The organism is Vagococcus sp. 211 (genome assembly GCF_056322705.1).
Map to the genome: position 1 here is coordinate 698,455 of NZ_CM150475.1, position 26,425 is coordinate 724,879.

The following is a 26,425-nucleotide window of genomic DNA, read 5'->3' on the forward strand; positions in this document are numbered from 1 at the left end:
AATGTATGAGAGGGATGGACAATGAATAAGTTAAAAGTTCAAGAGTTAATATCAGTTGGGGTATACGCGACAGTTTATTTTTTTGTAGTGGCGATAGGTACCTTTATATTAAGGTTTACAGTACCTACTTTCAACACGATTTTAATACCTAGTATGTGTGCGTTATTAGCAGGAACGGTTTACTTACTAGTAATAAATAAAATACCTAAATTTGGTGCGATTACATTGGTGGGATCAGTTATGGCTATTTTTTTCTTAGTATTTGGCTATTTTCCATTAGCTTTTATTCCGAGTGCGTTGTTCCCATTATTGGCAGATATCGTGCAAACAAAATCCAATTTATCTGAAGGTATCAAAACAAAAGTAAGTTATACCTTGTTTAGTTTTGGTTTAGTTGGGCCTATATTACCTTTATGGTTTATGAAAGAAGCATACATCACGTCTCTTGTATCTAAGGGAAAGGATATGGACTATGTAAATAGTGTCTTTGCACCTATTACATCTGTTTCTTTTATTGTTTCCATGGGATTAACCATTATAATGAGTTTGATTGGATTAAGTATTGGTCAACGCATCTATAATAAACATTTTTCTCCTAGTCTTAAGAAAGAACAGATTCATGGCAAGTAAGGGGATATCATTTGACCCAAGGAGTAAGCTAGCAACGGTATTTGTTGCTAGCTTATTACTAATGTTACGGGTCCCTTTAAGAATAGAAGCAGCATATATCACTTTTCTCTTTGTTTTACTGCTCATCAATGGTGGGATAAAAAAAGGAATGGCTTTATATAGTTTGTATTGGGTCCTTTTATTACTAGAACACTTTGTTTTTACAAGCATTACAAATGGTTTAACTGCTCTTATTTCTTTTTTATTAGTAGGGAATCGATTGATGTTAGGACCAGTCATGGCTGGTGTTTTTGCAGTGAATAGAACAAAAATTAGTGAATGGATTACGGCTTTAAAGCAATGGCACTGTCCCAATAGTTTGTTAATCCCATTTATTGTGGTCTGTCGTTTTTTTCCAACAATCGTTCAAGATTTCAAACACATTAGGAATGCCATGAAGTACCGTGGAATTATTACTCATCCTTTAGACATGATAAAAAAACCTTTCCAAACATTAGAGTTTATAATTGTACCTATATTAATTTCGGTGGAGACAACATCCTTAGACGTCTCAGCAGCAGCTTTAGTAAGAGGTCTTGGGAATCCTGGAAAGCATACGAGTGTCTATGAGGTGAGGTTGAAAAGACAAGATTATATCTTACTTGGTCTTTTAGTAGGGGGATTATTGTGGGGAGTGATACTAGGATGATTGAGTTAAAAAACATGAGTGTTTCTTATGAAGAAACGAAGATACTAACAGACATTAATTTGTCTGTTTCCACAGGAGAATGCCTAGTACTATGTGGCCCTAGTGGTTGTGGTAAATCAACGCTTATTCGAGTCTTAAGTGGTCTGGCGCCGGAGCTTTATCCAGCAACGATTGAAGGTGATGGGAAAGTAGGAACACTGTTTTTACCAACGGATCATTTCACTCAATATGTTCAGCAATTAGGCGTGGTTTTTCAAAACCCTAAGACACAATTTTTTACTAACGATGTGTATTCAGAATTAGCTTTCTCTATGGAAAACCAAGGAGTTGAGCGTCAGACAATGATTGAAACCATTGATTATGCCTCTCAAGAATTTGGTTTGACTTCTTTATTGGATAAGAGCATGTTTCACTTGTCTGGAGGAGAGAAGCAACGTGTCGCTTTTGCTTCTGCTTCAATATTAAAACAGCCCTTATTACTTTTAGATGAGCCGTCTAGTAATTTAGATGAAGCAGCGATTCATCAAATTAAAGAATATTTGTACATGGTGAAACAACAAGGAGTGACTATTGTTATTGCAGAGCATCGCTTACACTATTTGATGGATGTAGCGGATCGCTTTGTTTTAATGACAGAGGGGACTATTAAGAAAACGTTGACAAGGGCTGATATGTTGGCATTAACATCTGAGCAGTTACATGACTTAGATTTGAGAGAAACAAGAAATACGCCTCTTTCGTTATGTAGTGATCCAGTCAATGTTCCCGTTATGACGACCATTGACTTAGAGCGTGTGACGTATCAAGAAAGAAAAGGGACAAGGAAAATTAATATTGATCACCTTACGATAGATAATCAGGGAATTACAGGAATCATTGGCCCTAATGGTTCGGGGAAAACAACTTTGTCACATGTATTGACCGGGTTAATTAAAAAAAGGAAGGGTATCATCACAATAAATGGCAAGAAGATGACACCTAGACAGTTGGTTGAGTGCAGTTTTTTAGTGATGCAGGATGTCAATCTACAATTGTTTTTTGAAACCGTAGAAAAAGAATTAATCACCTATGCTAAAAGGCTAGATTTACTTGATTCAGTCATACATCAGCTGAACCTAGAATCGTTACTTTGGCGCCATCCCAAAACGCTCTCTGGTGGAGAGAAACAAAGAGTAGCCATAGGAAGTGCGATATTGTCTGGAAAAGAGATGATTATCTTTGATGAACCGACCAGTGGCTTAGATTTAAAACACATGGAAGAGGTTAGCCATCTGCTTAAGTGGTTAAACGAATTAGGTGTATTAGTGATTGTTATTACTCACGATAAGGAATTTATCAAAAAAACGTGTCATAAAGTAATTAACTTAAACGCAGGAAGTGTTATATAGTTTTAGATTGAATCTATTTTTTGTGTGATTAATCAACTTTTTGTCGTTCTATTATTTGAAATATGTTAAACTAACAACTAGAAATAGTTATAGGAGGTAAGTAATGTCAGCAACGGTGGTTTGGGTTTTATTTTTTGTTGTGGTTCCTGTTCTGTGTTTTAGTTACAGCGTGTTTTATCGTCCCACAAGTTTGTGGACAGGTTTTTTATTTTTCATATCAGTGTCAACCATCTATTTAACAGTTATCGTCAAGTTAGAAGCAGTTAATAGCAGATTAGCTGTTTTCCTCGCATTACCAGCTATTATCTTGCTATTATTGATCAGTATTTTTGGCATGACTGCAGGTGTTATTGGCTTGTTCTGGAATGAACGGGTCTTGTTAAAAAAAGAAGGTTTTTCTATCAGTAATTTATTGCCACTCATCGTAGGGGTTGGTTTAATTTTATTTCAAGTGATGCTATTGGTTGTTGCTTATTATAGTAGTAATCCGTATATTACAAGTTTATCTAGCTTCATCTCACTGAGTTTTGGCTATATTGTAAGTATTTTTTTCTTTTATTTTTTAACGTCTCTTCTTTATAATTGGTTTCCAATCACCTATAAAGTAGACTATATTATTGTTTTAGGAGCAGGATTGATTAATGGAGAAAGAGTGACGCCTCTTCTTGCTAGTCGTATTGACGCAGGGGTAGCGTTGTATGACAAACAAGTTAAAAAATATCAGCATCATCCAACGATAATATTATCAGGTGGACAAGGACCGGATGAAAAAATATCAGAAGCACAAGCGATGATGAATTATATTGAGGACAAAGGTTATGAGATTAACTGTGTTTATTTAGAAGAAAAATCAACGAATACAAAAGAGAATTTACAGTTTTCTGAGCAAATTGCTTATAAGAATGATAATATTAAAGATTTTAATCGTAAAAACATTGTCTTGGCATCTAATAATTACCATGTGTTAAGAGCGGGCAAATTAGGGAATAAGATTGGAATATTTGCAAGAGCAGTCGGATCAAGGACCAAATGTTATTATTTACCAACAGCATTTATTAGAGAGTACATTGGGTATTTACATTTTTCTAAAAGAAAACATATCATCGTGCTGAGTTCTATTTTTGTGGTGTCCTTATTGTTTTTAGTGATACAACTTATTCTATAAAAGAATGATTACTTAAGATAACTATCAAAATAATATATTTTGATAGTTATCAACTAGTAACCATTCTTTTTTTTGGTAACATGCTTATTTTTATAGTATTCAAAGGAGACTTTGTTTGATATAGTTAATTTAATTAAATGTGTAAGGGAAGGGTTTGTTGTATGAAGAACAAAGGATTTAAATTAGTAGCACTGTTTTGCTTAGTGAGTATCGGCTTATTTTTGACAGGTGGTAAGGCATATGGAGAGATGCCTACAATGATGGATTTGATGAATCAATCTGACTATACTGTTAATCCATCGGACCAACCGAAATCAGCCATTTTAATTGATGCCAATACGGGGCATGTTTTATGGGAAGATAAGAGTGAAAACTCTCATAACCCAGCGAGTATCATGAAATTGATGGCAATCTATTTGACGTATGAAGCCATGGAACAAGGAAAATTTAATAAAGAGACGATGGTTACAGCAACAGAACGTCATGCCCAAATCGCTCAGATTTATGCGATTAGTAATAACAATATTCAGGCAGGGGTGTCGTATCCAGTGAAAGAGTTAATTCCAATGGCTCTTGTTCCGTCATCAAATATTGCAACAATGATGTTAGCGGAATTGGTAGAACCTGATGCGGTGACATTTTTAGAGAAAATGAATGCCAAGGCACAAGAGATGGGAATGAAAGAGACTCATATTGTGAATGCAACGGGCGCTGAAATATCTGCTTTTCAAGGATTATACGGAATGCCTGGTGTCGACCAAACAGCCTTGAATCAAGAAGGGTCTAATGTGACAACAGCGAAAGATTTTGCTATTTTTACGTATCATCTATTAAATGATTACCCAGATATTTTAACGTATACGAAAGATCCTAAGGTCACAGTAATGAAAGGCACACCTTATGAAGAAACCTTTGATACTTATAACTATTCACTGCCAGGATTAGAGTATGATTATCCTGGTGTAGATGGATTGAAAACGGGATCAAGTCCTTCAGGTGCTTTTAACATCGATATGACAGCAGAAAAAGATGGCTTACGTTTGATTGCTGTGGTGTTTGGTGTTGGAGATTGGTCAGATCAAACGGGAGAATACAAACGTCACCCATTTACTAATGCGATTTTAGATTATGGTTTTTCTCACTTTACCTACAGTAAGGTTTTAGATAAGGGAGAGCAAGACTTGAACGGTGTTCCGGTTATTCTTCAAGAAGATGCCTACGCTGTTGTTAAAGATAAAGCAACACCAACCTTTAATGTGACGAATCAAGGGATTTTAGAAATAGAGACATCGTTACCTCTTGTATCCGAAACTGTCAATGTCCCACAAGTTAAAGTGTTAGACAAAAAAGGCAAAGACTTGGTGTCCAGTGATAAAAAAGCACCCAAAAAGAAGACAAGTTTAAAGACGATAGGGAAAGATTTATTGAATCATGAGTTAGATTTTAACCGTCCTATTGTGAAGTATACAACGATTGCTTTGCTTATCATTGTTATCTTGTTGTTAATGATGATTCTTATTTTGGCTAATCAAAATAGAAAGAGAAAAAAAGCACGGAAAATGCGAGGAAAAAGTGGTAGATAATTGAAATGAGGGTAGGTTATCTATACTATGGAGTAAGGAGGAGATAACATGATATCATTAACGAGTACATATGAAATGAACAATGGCGTTGAGATTCCAGTTTTAGGTTTTGGCACTTGGCAAACACCAGATGGAGACGTTGCTGAGAAAGCTGTTTTAGAAGCTTTATCTGCCGGTTATCGTCACATCGATACCGCAGCTATTTATGGGAATGAAGAAAGTGTAGGCCGTGCGATTAAAGCAAGTGGTATTCCTCGAGATGAGTTATTTATCACAACCAAATTATGGAACACGGATCGTTTATATTCAGATGTTTCAAAAGCGTTGGATACCTCTTTGGAAAAATTAGGTTTAGATTATGTGGATTTGTATTTAATTCATTGGCCTAATCCAAAACCATTCAGAGATAAGTGGCAAGAAGTGAATCAAGAGACATGGAAAGCCATGGAAGAAGCTGTGGAACAAGGGAAGGCTAAAAGTATTGGCGTATCTAATTTCCACCCACATCATTTAACATCGTTACTTGAAACATGTCGCATTGTTCCTGCAGTGAACCAAATTTATCTTAATCCAAGTGACGCTCAACCTGATATTGTTAGGTATTGTTCAGAGCATAATATCTTGATTGAGGGATATAGTCCACTCGGGACAGGGAAAATTTTTGCTGTACCGGAACTACAAACCTTATCAAAAGACACTGGGAAAAGTGTGGCACAACTTGTATTACGTTGGTCGCTACAAAAAGGTTTTTTACCCTTGCCAAAATCTGTTACACCAGAGAGGATTATTTCTAATGCTCAGTTGTTTGATTTTGACTTAACAGAGGAACAGATGGCAGTGATTGATGCTGTTCACGGCAAAGCAGGTAACGCGCCAAATCCAGATACAAAAGATTATTAATAACCAAAGAGATAGCACAAGAAAGTAGTGCTATCTCTTTTTAAAATGATAGGCTATCAGTTGCAAGATATTTTTAATTAGGATATGATGTTTAGTTGTAAATAAAGAGAGGTGAAGAAATGGAAAAATTTATTAAGCTCATTTCGAATAGAGCCATTATTATTGGGTTACTCATACTACTTCAGTTGGGGTTATTGTTTGCTATTATCTTTAGATTTAACGAATATTTTGTTTATTTTTATACGACATACATTATCGTCTCCGCTGCAGTTATTATTAAGATTGTCAATAATCGAAGCAACCCCGCCTATAAGATTGCCTGGATCATTCCAATTATGTTAATTCCCATTTTTGGTACGATTATTTATTTGGTTTTTGGTCGTGTGCGGTTCTCTAAAAAAGACAAGCGGAAAATGCGGTTAATTCAAGCAAAAGAAAAAGAAATGAATGATAAAACAGTCAGGGACGTAGCGATAACAGATGGTAATTTAGACGCTATGATTCAGTCTAATTACTTGAGCCAATTTGGTGAAGGTGAGTTGTTTAGCCATACAACGAGTGACTATTTTCCTGTGGGGGAAGAGGCTTTTGCTGCCATGTTAGAAGAGTTAGAAAAGGCAGAAAAATACATCTTTATGGAGTACTTTATTGTCAGTGAAGGCAAGATGTGGGATGCTATTTTAGAGGTCCTTGGACGAAAAGCAAAAGAAGGCTTGGATGTTAGGTTTGTTTATGACGACTTTGGCTGTTTGTACACCCTTCCTCACTACTATTACCGTAAATTAGAAAACATGGGTATCAAGTGTTGCGTATTTAATCCATTTATTCCTGTTTTATCACCTATCTTCAACAATCGTAACCATAGAAAAATCACGATTATTGATGGGAAAGTTGCCTTTACAGGTGGCATTAACTTAGCAGATGAATACATCAATGAGTACAACAGAATTGGGCATTGGAAAGATAATTCCATTATGGTAAAAGGAGAAGCCGCTTGGGGCTTTACGTTACTATTTTTATCTTTATGGGAATTTATTAATGAACCAGATCCTGATTTGTCTCGTTATTATCCTGAATTTAAACCAGGGGAATTACCAGAACCAGAAGGATACTATCAGCCTTATGTAGACTCACCCTTTGATCAGGAAACAGTCGGAATGAACACTTATTTGAATTTGATTAACCGAGCGAAAAAATACGTCTATATAACGACACCTTATTTAATCATTGATAATTTATTGATGGAAGCCTTATGTACTTCGGCAAAAGGTGGCGTTGATGTTCGTATTATTACACCACATATTCCAGATAAATGGTATGTCCACGCTGTAACCAAATCAAATTATGCCCAGTTAATTGAAGCAGGGGTTAAAATATTTGAGTACACACCTGGGTTCATTCATTCTAAAACCTTTGTTGTGGATGATTTGTATGCAACCGTTGGAACAGTGAATCTTGATTACCGTAGTCTATTCTTACATTTAGAATGTGGTGTATGGATGTACAAATCTAAAGGTGTTGAAGCAGTTTACAGAGATCACTTAGACACAGAAGCTAAGAGTCACCAGATTACGTTGAAAGAGGCAGAAGATATTACGTGGGTTCAACGTGTTGGCCGTGCTGTTTTGGGTGTTTTTGCTCCACTGATGTAACGAAAGGACTCCTTATGAAAAATAAGGAGTTTTTTTCGTGCCCTAAAGAGAAAAGTATTATATGATATGTTACATAAGACTAGGAAGAAGTGAGAACAATGAAAAAAGCGGTTTATTTGGATCATGCAGCAACGACGCCTATGAGACCTGAAGTCATTCAAGAGATGGTCCGTGTGATGGAAACAGTGTACGGTAATCCGTCCAGTACGCATCAGTTCGGAAGAAAAGCACACTTTGAATTAGAGATGGCTAGAGAACAAGTGGCCAAGAGCATTCATGCTTTACCAGATGAAATTATTTTTAATAGTGGTGGAACAGAAGGGGATAACACAGTCATTATTCAAGCTGCTCTTGCCCGGCAAGAATTAGGGAAACATTTGATTACGACAGAGGTAGAACATAGTGCGGTCTCTGAAGCGATGGCTTATTTAGAAATGACAGGCTTTGAGGTGACCTATTTACCTGTAGATGCGACAGGTTCAATCACAGTAGAATCAGTAAAAGAAGCGTTGAGGGATGATACGATTTTAGTCAGTGTCATGTATGGTAACAATGAAACGGGTGCTATTTTCCCAATTAGAGAAATCGGTGAGGTGTTAGAACAGCATCAAGCCTTATTCCATACAGATGCCGTCCAAGCATTTGGTACTGAAGTCATCAATGTAAAAGAATTATGTGTTGATTATTTATCCATTTCAGGTCATAAAATAAACGGTCCAAAAGGGATTGGGTTCCATTACGTGAAACAGGGGGCTGTGATACCTGTGTTGTTCCATGGGGGAGACCAAGAAGAAAAAAAACGTGCTGGAACAGAGAATTTGTCTAGTATTGTTGGGTTGGCTAAAGCAACGGAATTACTAACAGATGAAGTGAAAGAACAGCATGCCACAACTTATCGCATGTTTAAAGACATCTTATTAGAAGCTTTGGAGCAACAAGGAGTAGCCTTTGAGTTAAATGGTCATCTTCCAAGCGATTTGGCACACATTCTAAACTTGTGGATTAAAGGTGTCCCTAATAATCTATTGTTGTCTCGTTTGGATTTGGCAGGTTTTGCTATTTCTACAGGCTCTGCGTGTTCTGCGGGGGATGTCAAACCTTCTAAAATAATAAAGAAACTACGTCCAGATGAGCAAATAGCCGCATCAGAGTCTATTCGGATTAGTTTTGGATTAGGTGTGACAGAAGAAGATATTCGTCGATTTTCTAGCACGTTGATAGAGAGTATCGAGCAATTAAAGTCATAAGAAAGATAGATTTTTGTTTGGAGTTTGTTATAATGGAGTAGAATTGATTTATTAGGAGGATGAGCATGGCATTTTTTGATAAAGCAACAGTAGAAGGTTGTTCAGTGTTTTATAAAGTGAACGAAAAAGCAAGACCATATGCTTTTAAAGATTATGGATTTAAAGAAACCGCTTCTGGAAACTTCCAGTTTGTCAGAGCATTGGATACAAATCCACAAAACAAACAAAGCCCTAAATTAAAATTAACCGTTGCTTCTGATTTGAAGACATTGAAAATGTCGATTACAACGGCGAATGGCATGAAAGCAATGAATGTCTTCAAAGATGAGAAACAAAAAGAAAAACAAGATCAATTTTTCTATATTATGGATGATATGATTCATTTTTCTTGCTTAGAAAAAGCATAAGACAGATAAGGGACCCTGTAATCGTGGGTCTCTTTTTTTGTTAAATTCTAATAAATTAAGTGAAAAAGATGTAATTTATGGAAAAAAGTTCTATAATAGAGGAACTGAAAATACGACCTTCAAATCGTAGTGAGATTCAGAATCGAGAAGAAATGATGGTGAAGTAATGACAGATAATAGTCAAACAAGAGTAGTAGTAGGAATGAGCGGGGGAGTGGACTCTTCTGTAACAGCCTTATTGCTAAAAGAACAAGGGTATGATGTCATCGGTGTGTTCATGAAAAATTGGGACGATACAGATGAGAACGGGGTATGTACTGCTACAGAAGATTATAAAGATGTGGCTAAGGTAGCGAACCAGATTGGTATACCTTACTATTCAGTTAACTTTGAAAAAGAATACTGGGACAGAGTTTTCGAGTATTTCTTAGAAGAGTACAGACAAGGTAGAACGCCTAATCCTGATGTTATGTGTAATAAAGAAATTAAATTTAAGGCCTTTTTAGATTATGCTATGCAACTTGGTGCTGATTTTGTCGCAACAGGACACTATGCACAAGTAGAAAGAGATGAAAACGGCCTATCTCATATGTTACGTGGTATTGATCAAAATAAAGACCAAACGTATTTCTTAAGTCAATTATCTCAAGAACAATTAGAGAAGACGATGTTCCCTTTAGGTGGCATGGAGAAAAAAGAAGTGCGAGAGATTGCAGAACGAGGAAATTTAGCTACTGCTAAGAAAAAAGATTCTACTGGTGTGTGTTTCATTGGTGAAAAGAATTTTAAAGAATTTTTAGGGAAATATTTACCAGCACAACCTGGAAAAATGGTGACTTTAGAAGGAGACGTTAAAGGAGACCACGCCGGTTTAATGTATTATACAATTGGTCAACGTCAAGGGTTAGGTATTGGTGGTGGACAAGGGGATTCAAGTGAACCATGGTTTGTTGTGGGCAAAGAATTAGCAACGAACACGTTATTAGTCGGACAAGGCTTCCATCATGACCATTTATATGCCACACATTTGGATGCCAGTATGATTCATTTCACAACCAATGAACCAAAACCAAAAGAATTTGAATGCACGGCTAAATTTAGATACCGTCAACAAGATACTCGTGTAAAAGTAATATTAAACGAGGATCAAACCAAAGCAAAAGTTATTTTTATTGAGCCGGTTAGAGCGATTACACCAGGGCAAGCTGTTGTTTTTTATGATGGCATGGAATGTCTCGGTGGCGGTGTGATTGATACGGCTTTCAAAGATTCAGAAACGTTACAATACGTTTAGTTATTTTATTATCGTTGTTGACAATGTCCAAAATATAGGATATAGTTCGATTTGTAAAACAACTGAATAGATTAGTTAGGTGAGGCTCCTATACAAACATAGGCTACTGCCCAAAAACATCGAGAGATGCCAATGGGTATAACAGAGATTATCGATATAAGGTATTCTTTAACGTAGCTAAAGCAACTGCTTTTACGTTGTATAGTGCTAAAACTCCACGAATTCAATCTTTGCTATTGGTCTTTTTAATATGCAGTGATACAACCTTTCGTCGAGTTTTGGCGGAAGGTTTTTTGTTTGTTTAACATCTATTTAGTGAAAAAAGAAAGGAATGAGGACAATGGTAAAACAGTAACATTGAGATTAACTTACTTTGGAAGCACAGAGTATTGGGCAGGGATTTATTTGCGGAATGAGTTGTTGAAAAAAACAGCTAATACCCCATTAATATCTGAACTACCCTTAGAAGAACAAGACAATTGGCATGTGGTAGTGTTAGAAGATGAGCGTGTTGTAGGAACATTAATGCTAAGCGAATGGGACAACAAAACGATGCGAATTCAGCAAGTCGCAATCGACCCTTCTATGCAAGGACAAGGTTTAGGTCTGAGATTAATGGCGTTTGCAGAACAACTTGCTAAGGAATTAGGATTCAAAAAAACCTATTTGACTGGTAGAGAATCAGCGTGGCGTTTTTATGAACAATTAGGTTATCTAACAAACCATGACATAATCACTGGAAAGGGTGTTCTTCTAAAGGAATTTGAGAAGAAATTAACCCATAATACATACTTAAAGGAGATGGAAACAAATGGATGACAGTAGTCAGAGTCGAAGTTTTAAGGGCTCGCGGAAAAGAATGAGTTTTATTAAGCAGAATGCTATTGTTTATTTGTTTCTAAATAATCAATACTAGGATGAATTTACTCTTTTTAATAAAACACTTCTTTCGCCAGCCCCATCACTAAAATGATACGGGAAAAGAAGAGAGAAGGTTAAACTAGTATGGAAAATAAAACGCATAAAGAAAAAAATTACACATTTTTTGCCCAAGCAAGTGCAGAAAATATTTTAAGCATGTTTAATAGCTCGTTAAGAGGATTAAGCAATCAAGAAGCAGATCAATCAAGGGAAGAATTTGGAGAAAATGTTATTTCTCATGGAAAAAAGACTCCGTTTATTGTTGAGGCGTTAAAAGCTTATTTTACGCCTTTTACAGTGGTATTAATCACATTAGCTATTATTTCATTTGTTACTGATTATGTGATTGCTCCAGCAGGGGAAAAAGATTTGATGGGTGTATTAATCATTGTTGCCATGGTTGTTTTGAGTGGAACGATGACATTAATTCAGTCTGTGAGGTCTAATCAAGCAGCAGAGAAACTAAGTAATTTAGTTAAAGTAACAGCAACGGTTCTTCGAAAAGGGGAAGAGGCAGAATTACCTATTGAAGAATTAGTGTGTGGTGATGTGATTAAATTATCTGCTGGAGATATGATACCTGCTGATATTCGGTTATACCAAACGAAAGACTTATTTGTTTCTCAAGCTGCGATGACAGGGGAAAGTTATCCTGTTGAAAAACGAGCACAGTATGACATGGATGATACGGCATCAGAAACAGATTTTGAAAACATGGCCTATATGGGAAGTAATGTCGTGAGTGGTAGTGCTCTTGGTGTTGTAGTAGCCGTGGGTAACGATACATTATTTGGCCAAATTGCCAAAGACGTAACAGAATCGTCTACTGTAACAAACTTTGATGTGGGGATTAGCAAGACGTCATGGTTATTGATTCGTTTCATGTTAGTTATGGCGCCTGCAGTCTTCTTAATTAACGGGTTAACAAAAGGGGATTGGTTAGAAGCTTTTCTATTCGGTTTATCTGTAGCCGTGGGATTAACACCTGAAATGTTACCGATGATTGTTACAACGAATCTTGTAAAAGGTGCGTCAACAATGGCTAAAAAAGGCACCATCGTTAAAAATTTGAATTCCATTCAAAATTTTGGAGCCATTGATATTTTATGTACAGATAAAACAGGAACATTAACACAAGATAAAATCATTTTAGAATATCATTTAGATGTGGATGGAAAAGAAGACAGTCGTGTGTTAAAACATGCTTTCTTCAATAGCTATTATCAAACAGGTCTGAAAAATTTAATGGATAAAGCCATTATTGATGCGGCTGGAGAAGAATTGGATATTTCAGTGGATGATTATAAAAAAGTCGATGAAATTCCTTTTGATTTTACTCGTCGTCGTATGAGTGTCGTGATTGAAGATAAAACAGGCAAGACACAAATGATTACTAAAGGTGCTGTAGAAGAGATGCTTGATATCTCTAGCTATGTTGATTACAAAGGCCAAATCATGCCTTTAACTGAAGATTTACGTCAAACGATTTTAAAAACAGTGGATGAGTTAAACGAGGATGGTTTAAGAGTAATTGGTGTCGCTCAAAAAACGAACCCATCAGTGGTAGACGAATTTTCAGTGAAAGATGAATGTGAGATGGTTCTAATAGGGTACTTGGCGTTCCTTGATCCGCCAAAAGAGTCAACAAAAGAAGCCTTAGAAGCCTTAGCAAAACATGGAGTCACAGTTAAAGTATTGACTGGAGATAACGCACTTGTGACTAAATCCGTATGTAAACAAGTTGGTTTAGAAAACGAAACCTTAATTTCTGGTAATGAGTTATCACAATTGAGTGACAGTGAATTAAAAGTGGTGGCTGAGAAGCATAACATTTTTGTTAAACTAACACCTGCTCAAAAAACACGTTTGGTTCGTGTATTGAGAGAAGCAGGTCACACGGTTGGATTTATGGGAGATGGTATTAACGATGCGCCAGCAATGAAAGAAGCAGATGTTGGTATATCTGTGGATACAGCAGTAGATATTGCCAAAGAATCAGCAGATGTTATCTTATTAGATAAGGATTTAATGGTATTAGAGCGCGGTATTTTAGCAGGTCGTATCACATTTGGTAACATTATGAAGTACGTTAAGATGACAGCAAGCTCTAACTTTGGGAACATGTTCTCTGTTGTAGTAGCAAGTATCTTTTTACCTTTCCTTCCAATGTTACCTTTACAATTACTATTCTTAAACTTAATTTATGATATTTCATGTATGTCTATTCCGTGGGATAATATGGATGATGAGTATCTAGAAGAACCTAAAAATTGGGACGCGTCAAGTATGGGGTCATTCATGGTGTGGTTAGGGCCAACAAGCTCTATCTTTGATATTACAACGTATGCTCTGATGTTTTATGTTATTTGTCCCGCTGTAGTAGGTGGCCCTTATGCCTCTCTTAATATAGAACAACAAGCATTATTCATTGCAGTGTTCCATGCTGGTTGGTTTGTTGAGTCATTATGGTCACAAACATTAGTCATTCACACGTTACGTACACCTAAGATTCCATTCTTACAAAGTAATGCGTCATTCGTTGTGACGACTCTAACAACATTAGGTATCGCCATTGGAAGTATTTTACCATTTACTGCTTTTGGTGAGAATTTAGGGTTAGCACCACTACCCGCTTCTTTCTGGGGTTGGTTAGGCTTAACCGTTGTTGCATACTTAATCTTGGTTATGTTTGTTAAGAAGTTATATGTTAATCGTTACGGTGAGTTACTCTAACAATAAGAATAAGGCAAACCATTAAAGGTCTGCCTTATTTTTTATTTGAACAAGGTCCATTTCTTTTTGACACAAAAGGAGAGATAGATAAGACTAATTAGTTGTTATATTTTGTGAAATCGCCTAATCTTATAATTAAAAGACAGTGAGGATAAAGGGAGAGGTAACAGAATATGTATCAAGTAGTAGAGATGTATGGTGAAAATGAGCCATGGTGGTTTTTTGAAGAATGGCGTGAAGACATTATAAGTGAGCAATTATTTTCAACTTTTACAGAAGCTGAAAGCTACTTCCTTTCAATGTATGATAAACTAGAAGACGAGTATGAAAAAAATAGATGTAAAAATCCGTATATGGTTGCATTTTGGAACGAGGGAGAACTAATTTTTTGTGAAGATTGCGATGAAGATTTACAAGCCTATAAAGGATTGATTCTATTAAAAGACAACAAAAAAATAGACGATAAGGATAATGAAAACAATGAAACAGTTGATCATAGCGGAAAAGCCAAGTGTTGCTCGAGACTTAGCAAAGGTTCTAGGTGCTAATGAAAAGCATAAGAGTTATATAGAAGGAAAAGATGTGATTGTCACATGGGCATTGGGGCATTTATTAGGATTGAAGATGCCTGAAGACTACAATAAAGAATGGTCAGAATGGCGTATGGAAGATCTACCCATGGTACCAAAGAAATCAGGAATAAAACCTTTACCAAAGACCCGTCCACAATTAAAAGCGATTAGTCAATTAGCGAAACGTGGGGATGTATCTGAAGCAGTAATAGCAACGGATGCTGGACGTGAAGGAGAGTTGGTTGCTAGATGGATTCTAGAGTATGCTAAATTCAATAAGCCGGTTAAACGATTATGGATTTCTTCTCAAACAGACCAAGCGATTAAACAAGGATTCCGTCAATTACGCCCAAGTAAAGAGTATGATAATTTATATGCCTCAGCTCTAGCACGTTCTGAAGCAGATTGGTTAATCGGACTTAATGTAACAAGAGCGTTGACTGTAAAATACAAAGATAATTTATCAGCAGGTAGGGTACAAACCCCAACACTTGCCATGGTTAGAAAGCAAGAACGTAAAATAGAGACGTTCAAACCTGAAACCTACTTTGTTATAGAGATGGAACATCAAGGCACTAAGGGGCAAATGACTTTAAGTCATCCAAGAAGTTTAAAAGAGGAAGAAAAAGTACAAGGAAAAGTAAAAGAGCTCATGGCTCAGTCGTTTTCAGTGACAGATATCACAGAAAAAACCAATAAAGAAGCAGCACCACTTCCTTATGACTTAACAGAAATACAAAGAGAAGCCAATATTCGTTATCAATATTCAGCGAAAAAGACACTATCTGTGATTCAATCTCTATACGAAACACATAAGATTGTCACGTACCCAAGAACGGATTCAAAACATTTAACGACAGATATGAAGAGCACCATGACGGATCGTTTACATGCAGTTCTTGTGATGAATCCAACTCTTGTTAAAGGGATTATTAAAAACGGAAGCAAGGTACAACAAACCAATGTATTCCAAAATCAAAAAGTAACGGATCATCACGGATTGATACCAACAGAACAAGCCCCACGCTTAGAAAAATTAGACAATGATGAAATGAAAATTTATCGGTTAATAGTTGAGCGCTTTTTAGGGTTATTCCAAGGTCCTTCTATTACAAGTAAACAAAAAGTTACGGTGTCTAGCGGCAAGGATTCTTTTGTGTTCCAACAAACAAAAGTATTAGAGGCTGGATGGAAAACAAACGCTGAAGGTCATAAACAAGGTCTATCAGTGACAAAAGGCCAAAAAGTAAAAGCTAATTTTTCTTACCGAAAAGAATTGACGAGCCCACCAAGTTTTCTATCAGAAGCAACTTTACTGGGGCAAATGGAAAAACATCATTTAGGCACGCCGGCTACCAGAGCTGAAATTATTGAGAAGTTAATCAGTAGTGAACTCATGGCTCGTAGTACAGGCAAGTTATCAACAACGCCTAAAGGAAAACAGCTACTAGAGCTTGTTAATCCTTCCTTAGTTACACCAGAATTAACTGAGAGTTGGGAAAAATCACTGGCAGCAATCGAAACAGGCCAATTAAGCAAAGCAGCCTTTATCAAAGAGATTGAAAAAGAAGCCCATCGTTTAGTGAAAGAGATCAAACACAGCGAGTCTAAATATGTAGACCATTCAGTAACCATGAAAGAATGCCCAGAGTGTGGTGAGAAATTAAGAGAAAAGAGTACTAGAGATGGTGTCATCTATCTATGTACCAGTGACTCATGTAAGTATCGCCGACGTAAAGATGCGAAAGTATCTAATAAGAGATGTTCCCAATGTAAGAAAAAAATGGTGATACTAGAAAATAAAAACGGTTCGTACTTTAAATGTATGACGTGTAATCTAACGGAAAAGTTAGAAAAACAAACCAAAAAGAACCGTAAAATGAGCAAACATGAAGAACGAAAATTAATGAAAAAAATGAATCAAGAAGAAGAGGAACAAGAAAGCCCCTTAGCGTTAGCTTTAAAAGCTGCGTTGGGACAAGAGACAGACTAGGCCTTAGTCTGTCTTTTTTTTATTAAGACCAAACCCAGACACTAGAAAAGCTTGTTTATATTTAGTATGATATTAGTAGTGGAATAGTCCGTAACGATTTGGATGAGTGATGTATAAAGACTGAAGCAGAGTTCAGACCTTAATTAGACAAATAAATCCAACTCAAGTCCTATGACAAATGATCGTTTAGATAGCATAATAGTAATGTAAGGTAAATGAGTTAATAAAACTTACTAGGGAGGCTATATACATGCAAGAAAGAGAAAGAATTTTAGAATTAGTAAAAGTAGGCGTGATTTCAACTGAAGAAGCGTTAATATTATTAGAGAATATAGCGACAGAAAAAGACGAAAAATTAATTGATAAAGAAGCCACTGATGCCAATAAAAGACAACCGGTAGTAGACGAAGCCAAAAATTATTATGATTCACTAGAGACTAGTCTAGAAACGGAAGACCAAGTCGCACAAGAAACAATGGAGGCTGAATGGAAAGACAAAGAGCAATTAGAAGAAATTTTATCAGCATTAGCGGAAGAGGCTAATCAAACATCTGTTAAGTTAGATGAAGTCAATATTAAAATTCAAGCCATTGAAAAAGAAATTCGTGAAAAAGAAGAAGAAATCATGGTTCTGAATACATTAGAAGATTTGGAAGAATTATCTGACTCTAAGCTAGCAGAACGTGAGCAAATGCAACATGACTTGGCTTATTTTAACGATACATTATCAGAGTTAAAAGAAAAGAAAGCTGATTTACAATTGAGCTTACGTACTATTAAGAAAGAACAAAAAGAAAACATGAAGGAAGAATGGAAAAATAAATTCGATATTCCTGAAGATTGGAAAGAACAAGCTAACGAAACCTTTGATCAAGTATCTGATCGATTAGGAGATGCGGGTAGCCAATTTGGTCAATTCATTAAAAAAACCATTGAAGCCGTATCGAATACTGTTAATGATAACGTTGATTGGAAAGATATTAACATCAAAGTACCAGGTGTTGCCACTCAAACCTTCTCACATGAATTTGTTTATCCTGCTAACGATGCGACAATTATTGATGTCAAAGTAGCGAACGGTAAAACAACATTCAAATCATGGGACAAAGAGGATGTTCGTGTGGAAGCAGAGATTAAGTTCTACGGAAAAACATCGAACCAAACACCTTTTGAAGCCTTTTTAGAACGCAGTGATATTGAGGTAGATGAAGATAAGATATCTTTCCAAATTCCTAACAAACGAATTAAAGCAGACTTAACCTTCTACTTACCGGCTAGACATTATGACCATATTTCAATTAAAATGTTAAATGGTGATATTAAGTTGAAAGACTTAGAAGTGAATGATATTTACTTAAAAACAACCAATGGTGACATGGCGATTAAGCGCATTGAAGCTAGCATGCTTGAATTGGAGAGTGTGAATGGTGACGTTGATATTAAAGAAAGTACCATCAAAGATTTAATTGGTGATTCTGTTAACGGTGATATGATAACAAAAGCAGCCATTGAAAACATAAAGATGTCTTTAATTAATGGAGATATCCGTGTTACGCCAGAAAAAGATGAGCTACAACGTATGGTAGGTAGTGTAGTAAATGGTACAATTAAAGTCGCTGTTCCAAAAGAAAAAAGCTTGATGGGAACCTGTAAAACAAGCTTTGGTAGCATTAAACATCGTGTAGAAAACATTGATATTACACGCGAAAAGAAAGACAGAGCAAGCCAATTGATCGAGTTTGTTCGTGGAGAATTATCAGAAGAGGCGTTAAGTATTGAATTAACGAGTACAACTGGTAGTATATTAATTAAAGATACTGATAAATAATCAGTGAATGATAGAGGGAGTGAAAGCAAATGAATCGTCGATTAACAAAATCAAGAACTAACATTGTCTTAACAGGGTCACTAGCTGGAGTAGCAGAATTCTTCGGGATTGATGCAACCATCGTTAGAATCATTTATGTCTTGTTGTCGTTATTTACACTAGGATCACCTGTTTTAATTTATATTGCTTTAGCCTTATTAATGCCTAAAGCACCACAAGGTTATTCAAGAGATAATAGAAATGACTATGATAGAGGATTTGACCATCCCTATAAAAGTAATCCATATACCAACAAAGAAGCCCGTCGTCCCAGAAAAGAAGCAGTAAAAGTCGAAAAGGACGATGATGACTGGAGCGATTTTTAGTGTCTTACCTACAACGACTTATCGTTAATACGATGGCATTTATTTCACTCTCAGTTTTATTTCCATCACAGTTTTATGTTAGTAGTTTTGTTATTGCTATTGTAGCAAGTGTGGTGTTATCCTTCCTTAACTTAATTGTTAAGCCGGTACTCCACATCTTGTCACTACCGATTACACTACTAACCTTAGGATTATTTAGTTTTATTATCAATGGGATGATCTTAAAATTCACATCAATTCTTGTTGGTGAACAAAACTTTGCTTTTTCAAGTTTTGGCTCAGCCGTATTCATATCAATGTTATTGTCATTAGTGAATGCGATTGTGGCAGATCATCATGCAAGTAAATACGATTAAAAGAAACCCATCAAAAAAGCCTATCACCTTTTATCAGGTGATAGGCTTTTTGTTATTTTGTCACATCTCCTGTGTTGATCACAGGTTGTGTTCCTTTGTCTGTAATAATAGAAACCAATAAGTTATTAATTAATTGGACTTTGCGATCATCTGTAAAGTGAATGTCTTGTCCGTCTTCAATTTGTTCCAGAGCCATTTGAGTCATTGAGACAGCTCCTTCAACAATGGTTTGACGAGCAGATAAAATAGCTTTAGCTTGTTGTCGTTGCAACATGGCACTAGCAATTTCAGTGGCATAAGCCAAATGATTGAGTCGTGTTTCAATAACCTCTACGCCAGCAATAGCTAAACGTTCTTCAAGCTCTTTAGCAAGTTCTTCTGAGACTTGGCTTGTGTTCCCTCTTAACGTTATATCATCGTCTGTAAAGCTGTCATAAGGGTACTGAGAAGCGATATGACGAATGGCTGTTTCGCTTTGTATTTCGACAAAATCACGGTAATTATCAACACCGAAGATTGAACGATAAGTATCTACCACTCGAAAGACAACCACAGCCGAAATTTCGATAGGATTGCCATCAGAATCATTAACCTTTAAGACGGAACTATTTAAGTTTCTGACTTTAAGAGAAATACCTAATTTTTGAGCTAAAGGAACGGTAATGAATAAGCCGCTTTCTTTAATAGTACCAAGGTATTTTCCAAAGAATAAAATGGCTTTGGCTTGATTAGGCCCAACAATGGTTAAGGAACTGATAAATAGGGCCGATATTAAAAAGATAATCACCCCAGTAATAATTAAAGACATGTTTTCATGGAGTGCCCCTTGAATAAATAAGTAACCACTGAGGAGAACTAAGGCTATTAATAGAACCAAACCTAAGTACCCATTCATATAAAATGTTTTTTTCTCTTTCATGTTATCCTCCTTTTAGTCTATTACTAAAAGTCTCACTGAGTTACCTTGTTTTTTTGTGAGTGCTAGTGTAGAAGGTGTACCCACCCAAACAAAACAGACCACAAATTAAGAAAAAGACAGCCATAGATGATGGATCAGAGCTGAAGCCTCCGATAACGATGATTAAACCACCGATAATGGCAAAAATAGGCGCGACTAAACCAACAAAGGTATGCTTAATTTCTTTTTTAAAGTATAATTGTAAGACTTTAATATATAATACCATATAAAAGACATAGCCAAAAACAATCGCGATTTCACTAATGTCACCGGTTTTCATCCAGCCAAAATATTGGGTCAGGTAATGCATAACGAACCAAAATAGACTGACAGCAAAACTAATCAAAGACGACGAGGTAAAGTATTTCCGTCTATCTTGTAGCGTTTCAATATTACCTGAGAAGGGCATCATTTCTTTGGTTGCAAGAGCATAAGGCATACGAATGTGACCAAGAACAACACCATTGACCACACCAAGCATGGCAATCAAAATAAATAAAAGGATAATGATACGGCCGCTGTTTCCAAGTAACATTTGTCCGACGGTCATAATAGACCCATCTCCAACAGACATGATGTATTCAGGTCCTAATATCTTATTCATACCTAAGAAATAAGCAAGATAGACAACCAGGACGATAATTGGCCCCATAATAAGTGCGAGAGGCATGTTTTTCTTTGAATCCTCTACCTCATCAGAAATACTCAGAGCAATGGCCCAGCCATCGTAAGAAAAGGCTGTAGGAGCAAGAGCAGCTAACCAACCCCATCCCACATTTGTTACGGGTTGAAGAGTAATATCAGAAGGAATAGTTGGCTGTGGGGCTTTCCAAAAAATGGCCAACAGACCGATACCTAGTAAAGGAATTAATTTAATCATGGATGAAATGATTTGGAAATGACCACCGATTTTACTTGATAGGATATTAATCAAGTAAAAAGAGACTAAGTAGACAAAACCAATGCCCATTTGGATGTTTAAGTCATTTGGCAGGTTGAAGAGTAGGCATGTGTAGATACCAGCAGCCCAAGACACAACAACAGCAATTGTTGGGTAATATAGAAAGGTTTGAAACCAACCAAAAGCACTAGCAATGCCATTAGAATAAAAATCTTCAAAATAGGCAACCATTCCACCATTTTTTTCTGTTCTCATTGCTAAACTACTTAAAGAGACACTACCAAAAATAATACTAAAAGCCCCAATGATAAAAACAAGTGCCCCAAGGAAAACATTTCCTCCGGTAAAACGTAAAATATTATCGACTTTGAAAAAGATACCAGATCCGACACATATGCCGACAATCATCGCAGTGGCAGTCCAAAGTCCGTAAGTTTTCTTCTCTGTAATAAAAAGTCCCCCTTAAATTCTCATATTGGCAATATACCATAAATCAATAAGTAGTAGAATAGTTAATAAACGCTTTCAAGAATAAATTCATAAATAAGTCAAATTTCTTTAAATAATTGAAAACTATTCATATTTTTTTCGATATGTTAAACTATAGTATAGAATAGAGTAAATGGAAAATGGAGGGTTATAATGACTAAAAAGGAAATAATTAGCAACATTGTATGGTTTGGAGGCTTGATTTTATTTCTGACACTGATGAGACTCTATGTTTTTTCTCCAGTGATTGTTTCAGGTGATTCTATGAATCCTACAATGGTCAATAAAGAGCGCGTTATCAGCTTAAAAAATAAAGAAATCAAACGTTTTGATATTGTGACATTCCCAGCCCCAGATGCCCCAAATAAAAATTACATTAAGCGTGTCATAGGCTTGCCTGGGGATAAGGTAGAATACAAAGATGATGTGTTATATATTAATGGTGAAGCGTTAGAGGAACCTTATTTAGCAGAATCTAAAAAGAAACCAGATGAGTTGCGATGGGGACTACCTTTAACACAAGACTTTGAGTTACAACGTTTAATTGATGATACAGGTCAGCCACTGTTTACTTCTGATACTGTACCTGAGGGTGAGTATTTTGTGATGGGGGACAATCGTCAAAATTCAAAAGATAGCCGCATGATAGGGACAATAAAAAAAGAAAACATTATGGGAGATGTCTGGTTTTCATTTTGGCCTCCTCAAAAAATGGGCTTTGTTAAATAAAAACATGATTAGGTATCATGTTTTTTTTTATACTCGAAACTATGATAAAATTAAGATAAGACTTTGTTGAGGGAGGTCACAGGATGAGTTTACAATTTATTATTGGAACAGCAAGTAGCAATGGACCAAGAGCATTGGTTGAGGAAGCAACAGAGTGGTTAGATAGCCACCCTAAAAACGAAGTGTACTATTTAGTGCCAAACCACGTGAAATTTGAAACGGAAATTGCCGTTTTAAAAACCATGCATGAGCTACCAGGTTATAAAGAATCCGACAAAATAGCAGCCATGCGGTTACAAGTGTTCAGTTTTTCACGGCTTGCTTGGTATTATTTACAAAACACAGCAGCCTATCAGAAAAAAAGCGTGACAGATTCTGGTAAATTTATGCTGATAAAACAAGTCTTGTTAGAGCGTCAAGAAGAGTTGACGTTATTTAAACACGACATCAACAAGGCTGGATTTATTCAGCAATTAAGTGATATTTTTGATGAGTTTTTTCAAGGGAATATTGACAATGAAGCCCTTCAGCGATTAGTTAATGATCCAGAGAATCATCAAGATTTTAAGAAAAAAATGGCAGATATTACGTTATTGTACAGTGCCTATCAAGATAAATTAAGCCTTCATCAGCAAGATGGCCAAGTATTACTGACAGAATTGGCTCACTATTTTTATGGCCAAGATATGAACCATGTAATGTTTATTATCACCGGCTTTTCTAATTTTACAGCGCAAGAACAAGTGTTGCTAGAAAGCCTCTTAAAAAATGCAGGAGAGGTGAAGCTCCATCTTATTTTAGATCAAGGGCGTCCGAATCAAGGGTTGAGTACACAAGAGCTATTCTTTACCACTCAAAAAGTCTATCATTTAGTGTATCACTTAGCTAAACGTCATAATGTCCCTATTTTGTTTGACAAAAAATTAAAAGATACCGCAACACCTATGACCACGCTAGATGAGTACTGGCAAGAAACGCAAACCTTGTCCCCTGCCAAAAAAGTTCCGGCATTAGATGAAGCCTTGGAGATATGGTCAAGTGATGATAGTTACGGAGAAGTATTAAATATCGCTCAAGATATTCGTCGCCGAGTTAGTAAGGGAGGGCTGAGGTATCAAGATATTATTATTTTAACGCGAGACATTGAAGGGTATAGTAAGCTGATTGAACCCATGTTTATTGCGAATGATATTCCTATCTATATTAACACTGAATTATCCATGGTACAGCATCCTTTAGTAGAGTTCATTGGCGCATTGTTTGATATTAATCAATATTATTACCGTTATAAAGATGTGATGCGCTTTTTACGAACAGAATTATTCATGCCTAATAGGACGGAAATAGAAGACGTATCCATATGGAAAACCACTCAACTAGATTACCGTCGTAGCATTGATTACACAGAAAATGTGGTCCTAGCCTACGGGTATAATGGGACAGATTGGATACAACAAAAGGATTGGGAATATGTTTACTATGAGTACAATCAAGAAGAGGTTGGCTTAGATAAAGATGTAGAGATTCAACAAGTATCGAATAAGATTCGACAAGATATTAGAGATCTACTTCCTCCTTTTTTTAAAGAATTAGAGGCGTCTCAAACAGGCATAGAAGCCTGTACTATTTTTTATCAGTTTTTGATCACTTCTGGTGTGGAAGAACAAATAAAATGGATGAGAGAGCAAGAGATTCAGCGTGGAGATTTGGTTAAAGCTAAAAATCATGAACAAACATGGCAAAGTTTGATGGCCTTACTGGATGACTACGTTACTTTATTAGGAGACCTTCCTTTTGTTATAGAAGACTTCATTCAGATTTTGACCAGTGGGATGGAGGGAGCGAATTATACCAAGGTCCCAACTACCCTTGATCAAGTCACATTAACCTCCATTGATATGGTTCGTGGAAAAAAAAGCAAGGTATCTTATATTATTGGCAGTACAGATCAAGTATTGCCACAAAAAATTGAGAATAAAAGCTTACTGTCAAATGAAGAACGAGTGGGGATTGAACCTTTCTTACAAGAAGACCAATACTTTTCTAGTAATGTGAGCCATGATACAGCCAAAGAGCCTTATATTTTTTATTTATCTTTATTATCTGCAGAAGACAAAGTTATCATGACGTATCCAAGAAAAAGTGACAGTGCCAAAGAGTTAAACCCATCTCCTTACATAGGGATATTGAAAAAAGGGTTGGATAAAGGGGTTATCTACAGAGAAACCTACAGCCACCGTGGAACACCAGCTCAAGAGTTGTTGGAGCAATTTATTGTCACAGACCAACAACTTTTAACGGATATCATTCGTATTCATAGAGAAGTTAAAGAAAATAATCATGGGATACCATGGTTGTGGCAACGATTAGAACAACGAGTGAGGACTAAGCTACCTCTCAAAACAGAGCGAGTGCTAGCCAGCTTAACCCACAAAAACATTCCAGAAAGCTTGAATACAAAAGCCGTGGATTCTCTTTATGGGGATACTGTTTATGCTTCTGTTTCTAAAATTGAAAGTTTTTATCAGTGTCAGTACAAGTATTTTTTAATGTACGGACTTAAGTTAAAAGAAAGAGATGTGTACGAATTATCCCCGGCTGCGGCTGGAGATTTTTATCATGAAGCTCTGGATATTTTCTTTAAAGAACTAATCAAACAGAAAAAAGAGTTAAGCACCATGAGCGATATAGAAGTACAACTCTTTGCAGAAGATGTCTTAAGAGAAGTATTGGGTGAAAGTAAGTTCAACATATTAAGTTCTTCTAATCGCATGCTTTATGTGAAGTACCAGTTATCACAAACGATTCAGCGTGTGGGCTGGTCATTAAAACAGCAACAAATAAAAAGTAACATGACCACTGTTCAAACGGAAGTTCTTTTCGGTGAGGCACTGCAACAGGTAGGGTTATCCAGTCTTGTGATTCCTCTTCCAAAGGATAAAAAAGTGAAAGTGCGTGGAAAGATTGACCGAGTGGATAAAATGATGGTGGATCAGGAACTGTTTGTTTCAGTGATTGATTATAAATCAAGCAAACACAATTTTGATTATGTGGATGCTTATTATGGACTGGCATTACAGATGATTACTTATTTAAATGTGGTCTTACAAAACGCAGTAGAGCTTGTGGGGCAAGAGGCTAAACCTGCTGGGGCTTTCTATTTACATGTCAAAAATCCGATTCTATCAGACCCAACAGTGGATGAAGAAGAGGTTTCTATTAAATTATTAGAAGAATACCGTATGAGTGGTCTATTGGTTAATGATGAAAAAGTACTAGAAAACTTAGATAAAACCATGGAGCCAGGTGTGAAATCCCTGGTTTACCCGTATCATCAAAATAAAACAGGACAACAAGCCTTGGTGTCGAAACAATTTGTGTCAGAAGAAGAGCTAAACTTATTGATGTCACATGGGAACAAGAAATTTGAAGAGGCTGGTAAAGCGATTTTTAAAGGATCAACGAAACTGGATCCTATATACAAAGATAAAGAACGTGTCGCCTGTCGGTTATGTCCTTTTAGAAGTGTGTGTCAATTTGACGTCATGTTAGAAGAAAACGACTACCACAGACTAGAAGCATTATCAGACGATGATATCATCCGAAAAATCAACGAGGAGGGATAA

21 protein-coding genes and 1 riboswitch are annotated in these 26,425 nt (G+C 36.3%); of the genes, 19 read left to right on the forward strand and 2 right to left on the reverse strand.

Features of this window, described 5'->3' with window-relative positions; all coding sequences use genetic code 11:
• Nucleotides 1-21: 21 nt before the first annotated feature.
• From ACVWM0_RS03515 to ACVWM0_RS03595, 17 genes are all read left to right on the forward strand, one after another.
• On the forward strand, nucleotides 22-630 hold the full coding sequence (locus tag ACVWM0_RS03515; protein ID WP_476473249.1) for an MptD family putative ECF transporter S component: 609 nt from the start codon (nucleotides 22-24) through the stop codon (nucleotides 628-630).
• The gene (locus ACVWM0_RS03520) at nucleotides 620-1,318 is read left to right on the forward strand and encodes an energy-coupling factor transporter transmembrane component T (RefSeq protein ID WP_476473250.1); all 699 of its coding nucleotides are present in this window, start codon (nucleotides 620-622) and stop codon (nucleotides 1,316-1,318) included. The genes ACVWM0_RS03515 and ACVWM0_RS03520 overlap by 11 nt, the downstream gene beginning before the upstream one ends.
• The gene (locus tag ACVWM0_RS03525; protein ID WP_476473251.1) at nucleotides 1,315-2,706 is read left to right on the forward strand and encodes an ABC transporter ATP-binding protein; all 1,392 of its coding nucleotides are present in this window, start codon (nucleotides 1,315-1,317) and stop codon (nucleotides 2,704-2,706) included. Before ACVWM0_RS03520 ends, ACVWM0_RS03525 begins: the two co-directional genes overlap by 4 nt.
• Before the next feature lie 103 nt (nucleotides 2,707-2,809).
• Nucleotides 2,810-3,871, forward strand: coding sequence for a YdcF family protein (locus ACVWM0_RS03530; protein ID WP_476473252.1), 1,062 nt, complete (start codon nucleotides 2,810-2,812; stop codon nucleotides 3,869-3,871).
• Nucleotides 3,872-4,032: 161 nt separating this feature from the next.
• Entirely contained in the window at nucleotides 4,033-5,454 is a 1,422-nt protein-coding gene (locus ACVWM0_RS03535) for a DUF1958 domain-containing protein (RefSeq protein ID WP_476473253.1), read from the forward strand.
• Between the two features lie 48 nt (nucleotides 5,455-5,502).
• Nucleotides 5,503-6,354, forward strand: a complete 852-nt coding sequence (locus ACVWM0_RS03540) for an aldo/keto reductase (protein WP_476473254.1) — start codon at nucleotides 5,503-5,505, stop codon at nucleotides 6,352-6,354.
• A gap of 119 nt (nucleotides 6,355-6,473) precedes the next feature.
• Nucleotides 6,474-8,006 carry a cardiolipin synthase gene (gene cls, locus ACVWM0_RS03545; RefSeq protein WP_476473255.1) on the forward strand — a complete coding sequence of 511 codons (1,533 nt, stop codon included), beginning with the start codon at nucleotides 6,474-6,476 and terminating at the stop codon, nucleotides 8,004-8,006.
• Between the two features lie 98 nt (nucleotides 8,007-8,104).
• Nucleotides 8,105-9,253 (forward strand): cysteine desulfurase family protein, encoded by a 1,149-nt coding sequence (locus ACVWM0_RS03550; protein WP_476473256.1) that lies wholly within the window; start codon nucleotides 8,105-8,107, stop codon nucleotides 9,251-9,253.
• Between the two features lie 65 nt (nucleotides 9,254-9,318).
• On the forward strand, nucleotides 9,319-9,660 hold the full coding sequence (locus tag ACVWM0_RS03555) for a cysteine desulfurase (protein ID WP_476473257.1): 342 nt from the start codon (nucleotides 9,319-9,321) through the stop codon (nucleotides 9,658-9,660).
• Nucleotides 9,661-9,826: 166 nt separating this feature from the next.
• Complete coding sequence (gene mnmA / locus ACVWM0_RS03560) at nucleotides 9,827-10,954, forward strand: tRNA 2-thiouridine(34) synthase MnmA (protein ID WP_476473258.1); 1,128 nt, start codon at nucleotides 9,827-9,829, stop codon at nucleotides 10,952-10,954.
• Nucleotides 10,955-11,018: 64 nt separating this feature from the next.
• A riboswitch (M-box (ykoK) riboswitch) is annotated at nucleotides 11,019-11,188 on the forward strand.
• Between the two features lie 63 nt (nucleotides 11,189-11,251).
• On the forward strand, nucleotides 11,252-11,773 hold the full coding sequence (locus tag ACVWM0_RS03565; protein ID WP_476473259.1) for a GNAT family N-acetyltransferase: 522 nt from the start codon (nucleotides 11,252-11,254) through the stop codon (nucleotides 11,771-11,773).
• 186 nt (nucleotides 11,774-11,959) lie between these two features.
• Nucleotides 11,960-14,608, forward strand: a complete 2,649-nt coding sequence (gene mgtA, locus ACVWM0_RS03570) for a magnesium-translocating P-type ATPase (protein ID WP_476473260.1) — start codon at nucleotides 11,960-11,962, stop codon at nucleotides 14,606-14,608.
• A 173-nt stretch (nucleotides 14,609-14,781) separates the two neighbouring features.
• Entirely contained in the window at nucleotides 14,782-15,156 is a 375-nt protein-coding gene (locus ACVWM0_RS03575) for a DUF1033 family protein (RefSeq protein WP_476473261.1), read from the forward strand.
• A complete protein-coding gene (locus tag ACVWM0_RS03580; protein WP_476473262.1) occupies nucleotides 15,089-17,173 on the forward strand; it encodes a DNA topoisomerase 3 in 2,085 nt (694 codons plus the stop codon). Before ACVWM0_RS03575 ends, ACVWM0_RS03580 begins: the two co-directional genes overlap by 68 nt.
• 250 nt (nucleotides 17,174-17,423) lie before the next feature.
• The gene (gene liaX / locus ACVWM0_RS03585; protein ID WP_476473263.1) at nucleotides 17,424-19,001 is read left to right on the forward strand and encodes a daptomycin-sensing surface protein LiaX; all 1,578 of its coding nucleotides are present in this window, start codon (nucleotides 17,424-17,426) and stop codon (nucleotides 18,999-19,001) included.
• 29 nt (nucleotides 19,002-19,030) lie between these two features.
• Nucleotides 19,031-19,366: a PspC domain-containing protein gene (locus ACVWM0_RS03590; protein WP_476473264.1), complete on the forward strand. Its 336-nt coding sequence runs from the start codon at nucleotides 19,031-19,033 to the stop codon at nucleotides 19,364-19,366.
• Nucleotides 19,366-19,722 carry a phage holin family protein gene (locus ACVWM0_RS03595; protein WP_476473265.1) on the forward strand — a complete coding sequence of 119 codons (357 nt, stop codon included), beginning with the start codon at nucleotides 19,366-19,368 and terminating at the stop codon, nucleotides 19,720-19,722. Before ACVWM0_RS03590 ends, ACVWM0_RS03595 begins: the two co-directional genes overlap by 1 nt.
• 52 nt (nucleotides 19,723-19,774) lie before the next feature.
• Here the strand turns inward: ACVWM0_RS03595 and ACVWM0_RS03600 are convergent, their stop codons facing one another.
• Both ACVWM0_RS03600 and ACVWM0_RS03605 read right to left on the reverse strand, forming a co-directional pair.
• The gene (locus tag ACVWM0_RS03600; RefSeq protein WP_476473266.1) at nucleotides 19,775-20,641 is read right to left on the reverse strand and encodes an SPFH domain-containing protein; all 867 of its coding nucleotides are present in this window, start codon (nucleotides 20,639-20,641) and stop codon (nucleotides 19,775-19,777) included.
• Nucleotides 20,642-20,681: 40 nt separating this feature from the next.
• Nucleotides 20,682-22,031 (reverse strand): APC family permease, encoded by a 1,350-nt coding sequence (locus ACVWM0_RS03605; protein ID WP_476473650.1) that lies wholly within the window; start codon nucleotides 22,029-22,031, stop codon nucleotides 20,682-20,684.
• Between the two features lie 192 nt (nucleotides 22,032-22,223).
• Between ACVWM0_RS03605 and lepB the strand changes: the two genes are divergently transcribed.
• The gene (gene lepB / locus ACVWM0_RS03610) at nucleotides 22,224-22,799 is read left to right on the forward strand and encodes a signal peptidase I (RefSeq protein WP_476473267.1); all 576 of its coding nucleotides are present in this window, start codon (nucleotides 22,224-22,226) and stop codon (nucleotides 22,797-22,799) included.
• 83 nt (nucleotides 22,800-22,882) lie between these two features.
• A complete protein-coding gene (locus ACVWM0_RS03615) occupies nucleotides 22,883-26,425 on the forward strand; it encodes a PD-(D/E)XK nuclease family protein (RefSeq protein WP_476473268.1) in 3,543 nt (1,180 codons plus the stop codon).

Bases quoted from the DNA above. Each gene is read 5' to 3' on its own strand.
- ACVWM0_RS03615 (WP_476473268.1), top strand. From the start codon at position 22,883: ATGAGTTTACAATTTATTATTGGAACAGCAAGTAGCAATGGACCAAGA.
- ACVWM0_RS03525 (WP_476473251.1), top strand. From the start codon at position 1,315: ATGATTGAGTTAAAAAACATGAGTGTTTCTTATGAAGAAACGAAGATA.
- ACVWM0_RS03540 (WP_476473254.1), top strand. From the start codon at position 5,503: ATGATATCATTAACGAGTACATATGAAATGAACAATGGCGTTGAGATT.
- mnmA (WP_476473258.1), top strand. From the start codon at position 9,827: ATGACAGATAATAGTCAAACAAGAGTAGTAGTAGGAATGAGCGGGGGA.
- ACVWM0_RS03535 (WP_476473253.1), top strand. From the start codon at position 4,033: ATGAAGAACAAAGGATTTAAATTAGTAGCACTGTTTTGCTTAGTGAGT.
- ACVWM0_RS03590 (WP_476473264.1), top strand. From the start codon at position 19,031: ATGAATCGTCGATTAACAAAATCAAGAACTAACATTGTCTTAACAGGG.
- ACVWM0_RS03520 (WP_476473250.1), top strand. From the start codon at position 620: ATGGCAAGTAAGGGGATATCATTTGACCCAAGGAGTAAGCTAGCAACG.
- lepB (WP_476473267.1), top strand. From the start codon at position 22,224: ATGACTAAAAAGGAAATAATTAGCAACATTGTATGGTTTGGAGGCTTG.
- ACVWM0_RS03575 (WP_476473261.1), top strand. From the start codon at position 14,782: ATGTATCAAGTAGTAGAGATGTATGGTGAAAATGAGCCATGGTGGTTT.
- ACVWM0_RS03550 (WP_476473256.1), top strand. From the start codon at position 8,105: ATGAAAAAAGCGGTTTATTTGGATCATGCAGCAACGACGCCTATGAGA.
- ACVWM0_RS03580 (WP_476473262.1), top strand. From the start codon at position 15,089: ATGAAACAGTTGATCATAGCGGAAAAGCCAAGTGTTGCTCGAGACTTA.
- ACVWM0_RS03515 (WP_476473249.1), top strand. From the start codon at position 22: ATGAATAAGTTAAAAGTTCAAGAGTTAATATCAGTTGGGGTATACGCG.
- ACVWM0_RS03600 (WP_476473266.1), bottom strand. From the start codon at position 20,641: ATGAAAGAGAAAAAAACATTTTATATGAATGGGTACTTAGGTTTGGTT.
- ACVWM0_RS03555 (WP_476473257.1), top strand. From the start codon at position 9,319: ATGGCATTTTTTGATAAAGCAACAGTAGAAGGTTGTTCAGTGTTTTAT.
- mgtA (WP_476473260.1), top strand. From the start codon at position 11,960: ATGGAAAATAAAACGCATAAAGAAAAAAATTACACATTTTTTGCCCAA.
- liaX (WP_476473263.1), top strand. From the start codon at position 17,424: ATGCAAGAAAGAGAAAGAATTTTAGAATTAGTAAAAGTAGGCGTGATT.
- ACVWM0_RS03530 (WP_476473252.1), top strand. From the start codon at position 2,810: ATGTCAGCAACGGTGGTTTGGGTTTTATTTTTTGTTGTGGTTCCTGTT.
- cls (WP_476473255.1), top strand. From the start codon at position 6,474: ATGGAAAAATTTATTAAGCTCATTTCGAATAGAGCCATTATTATTGGG.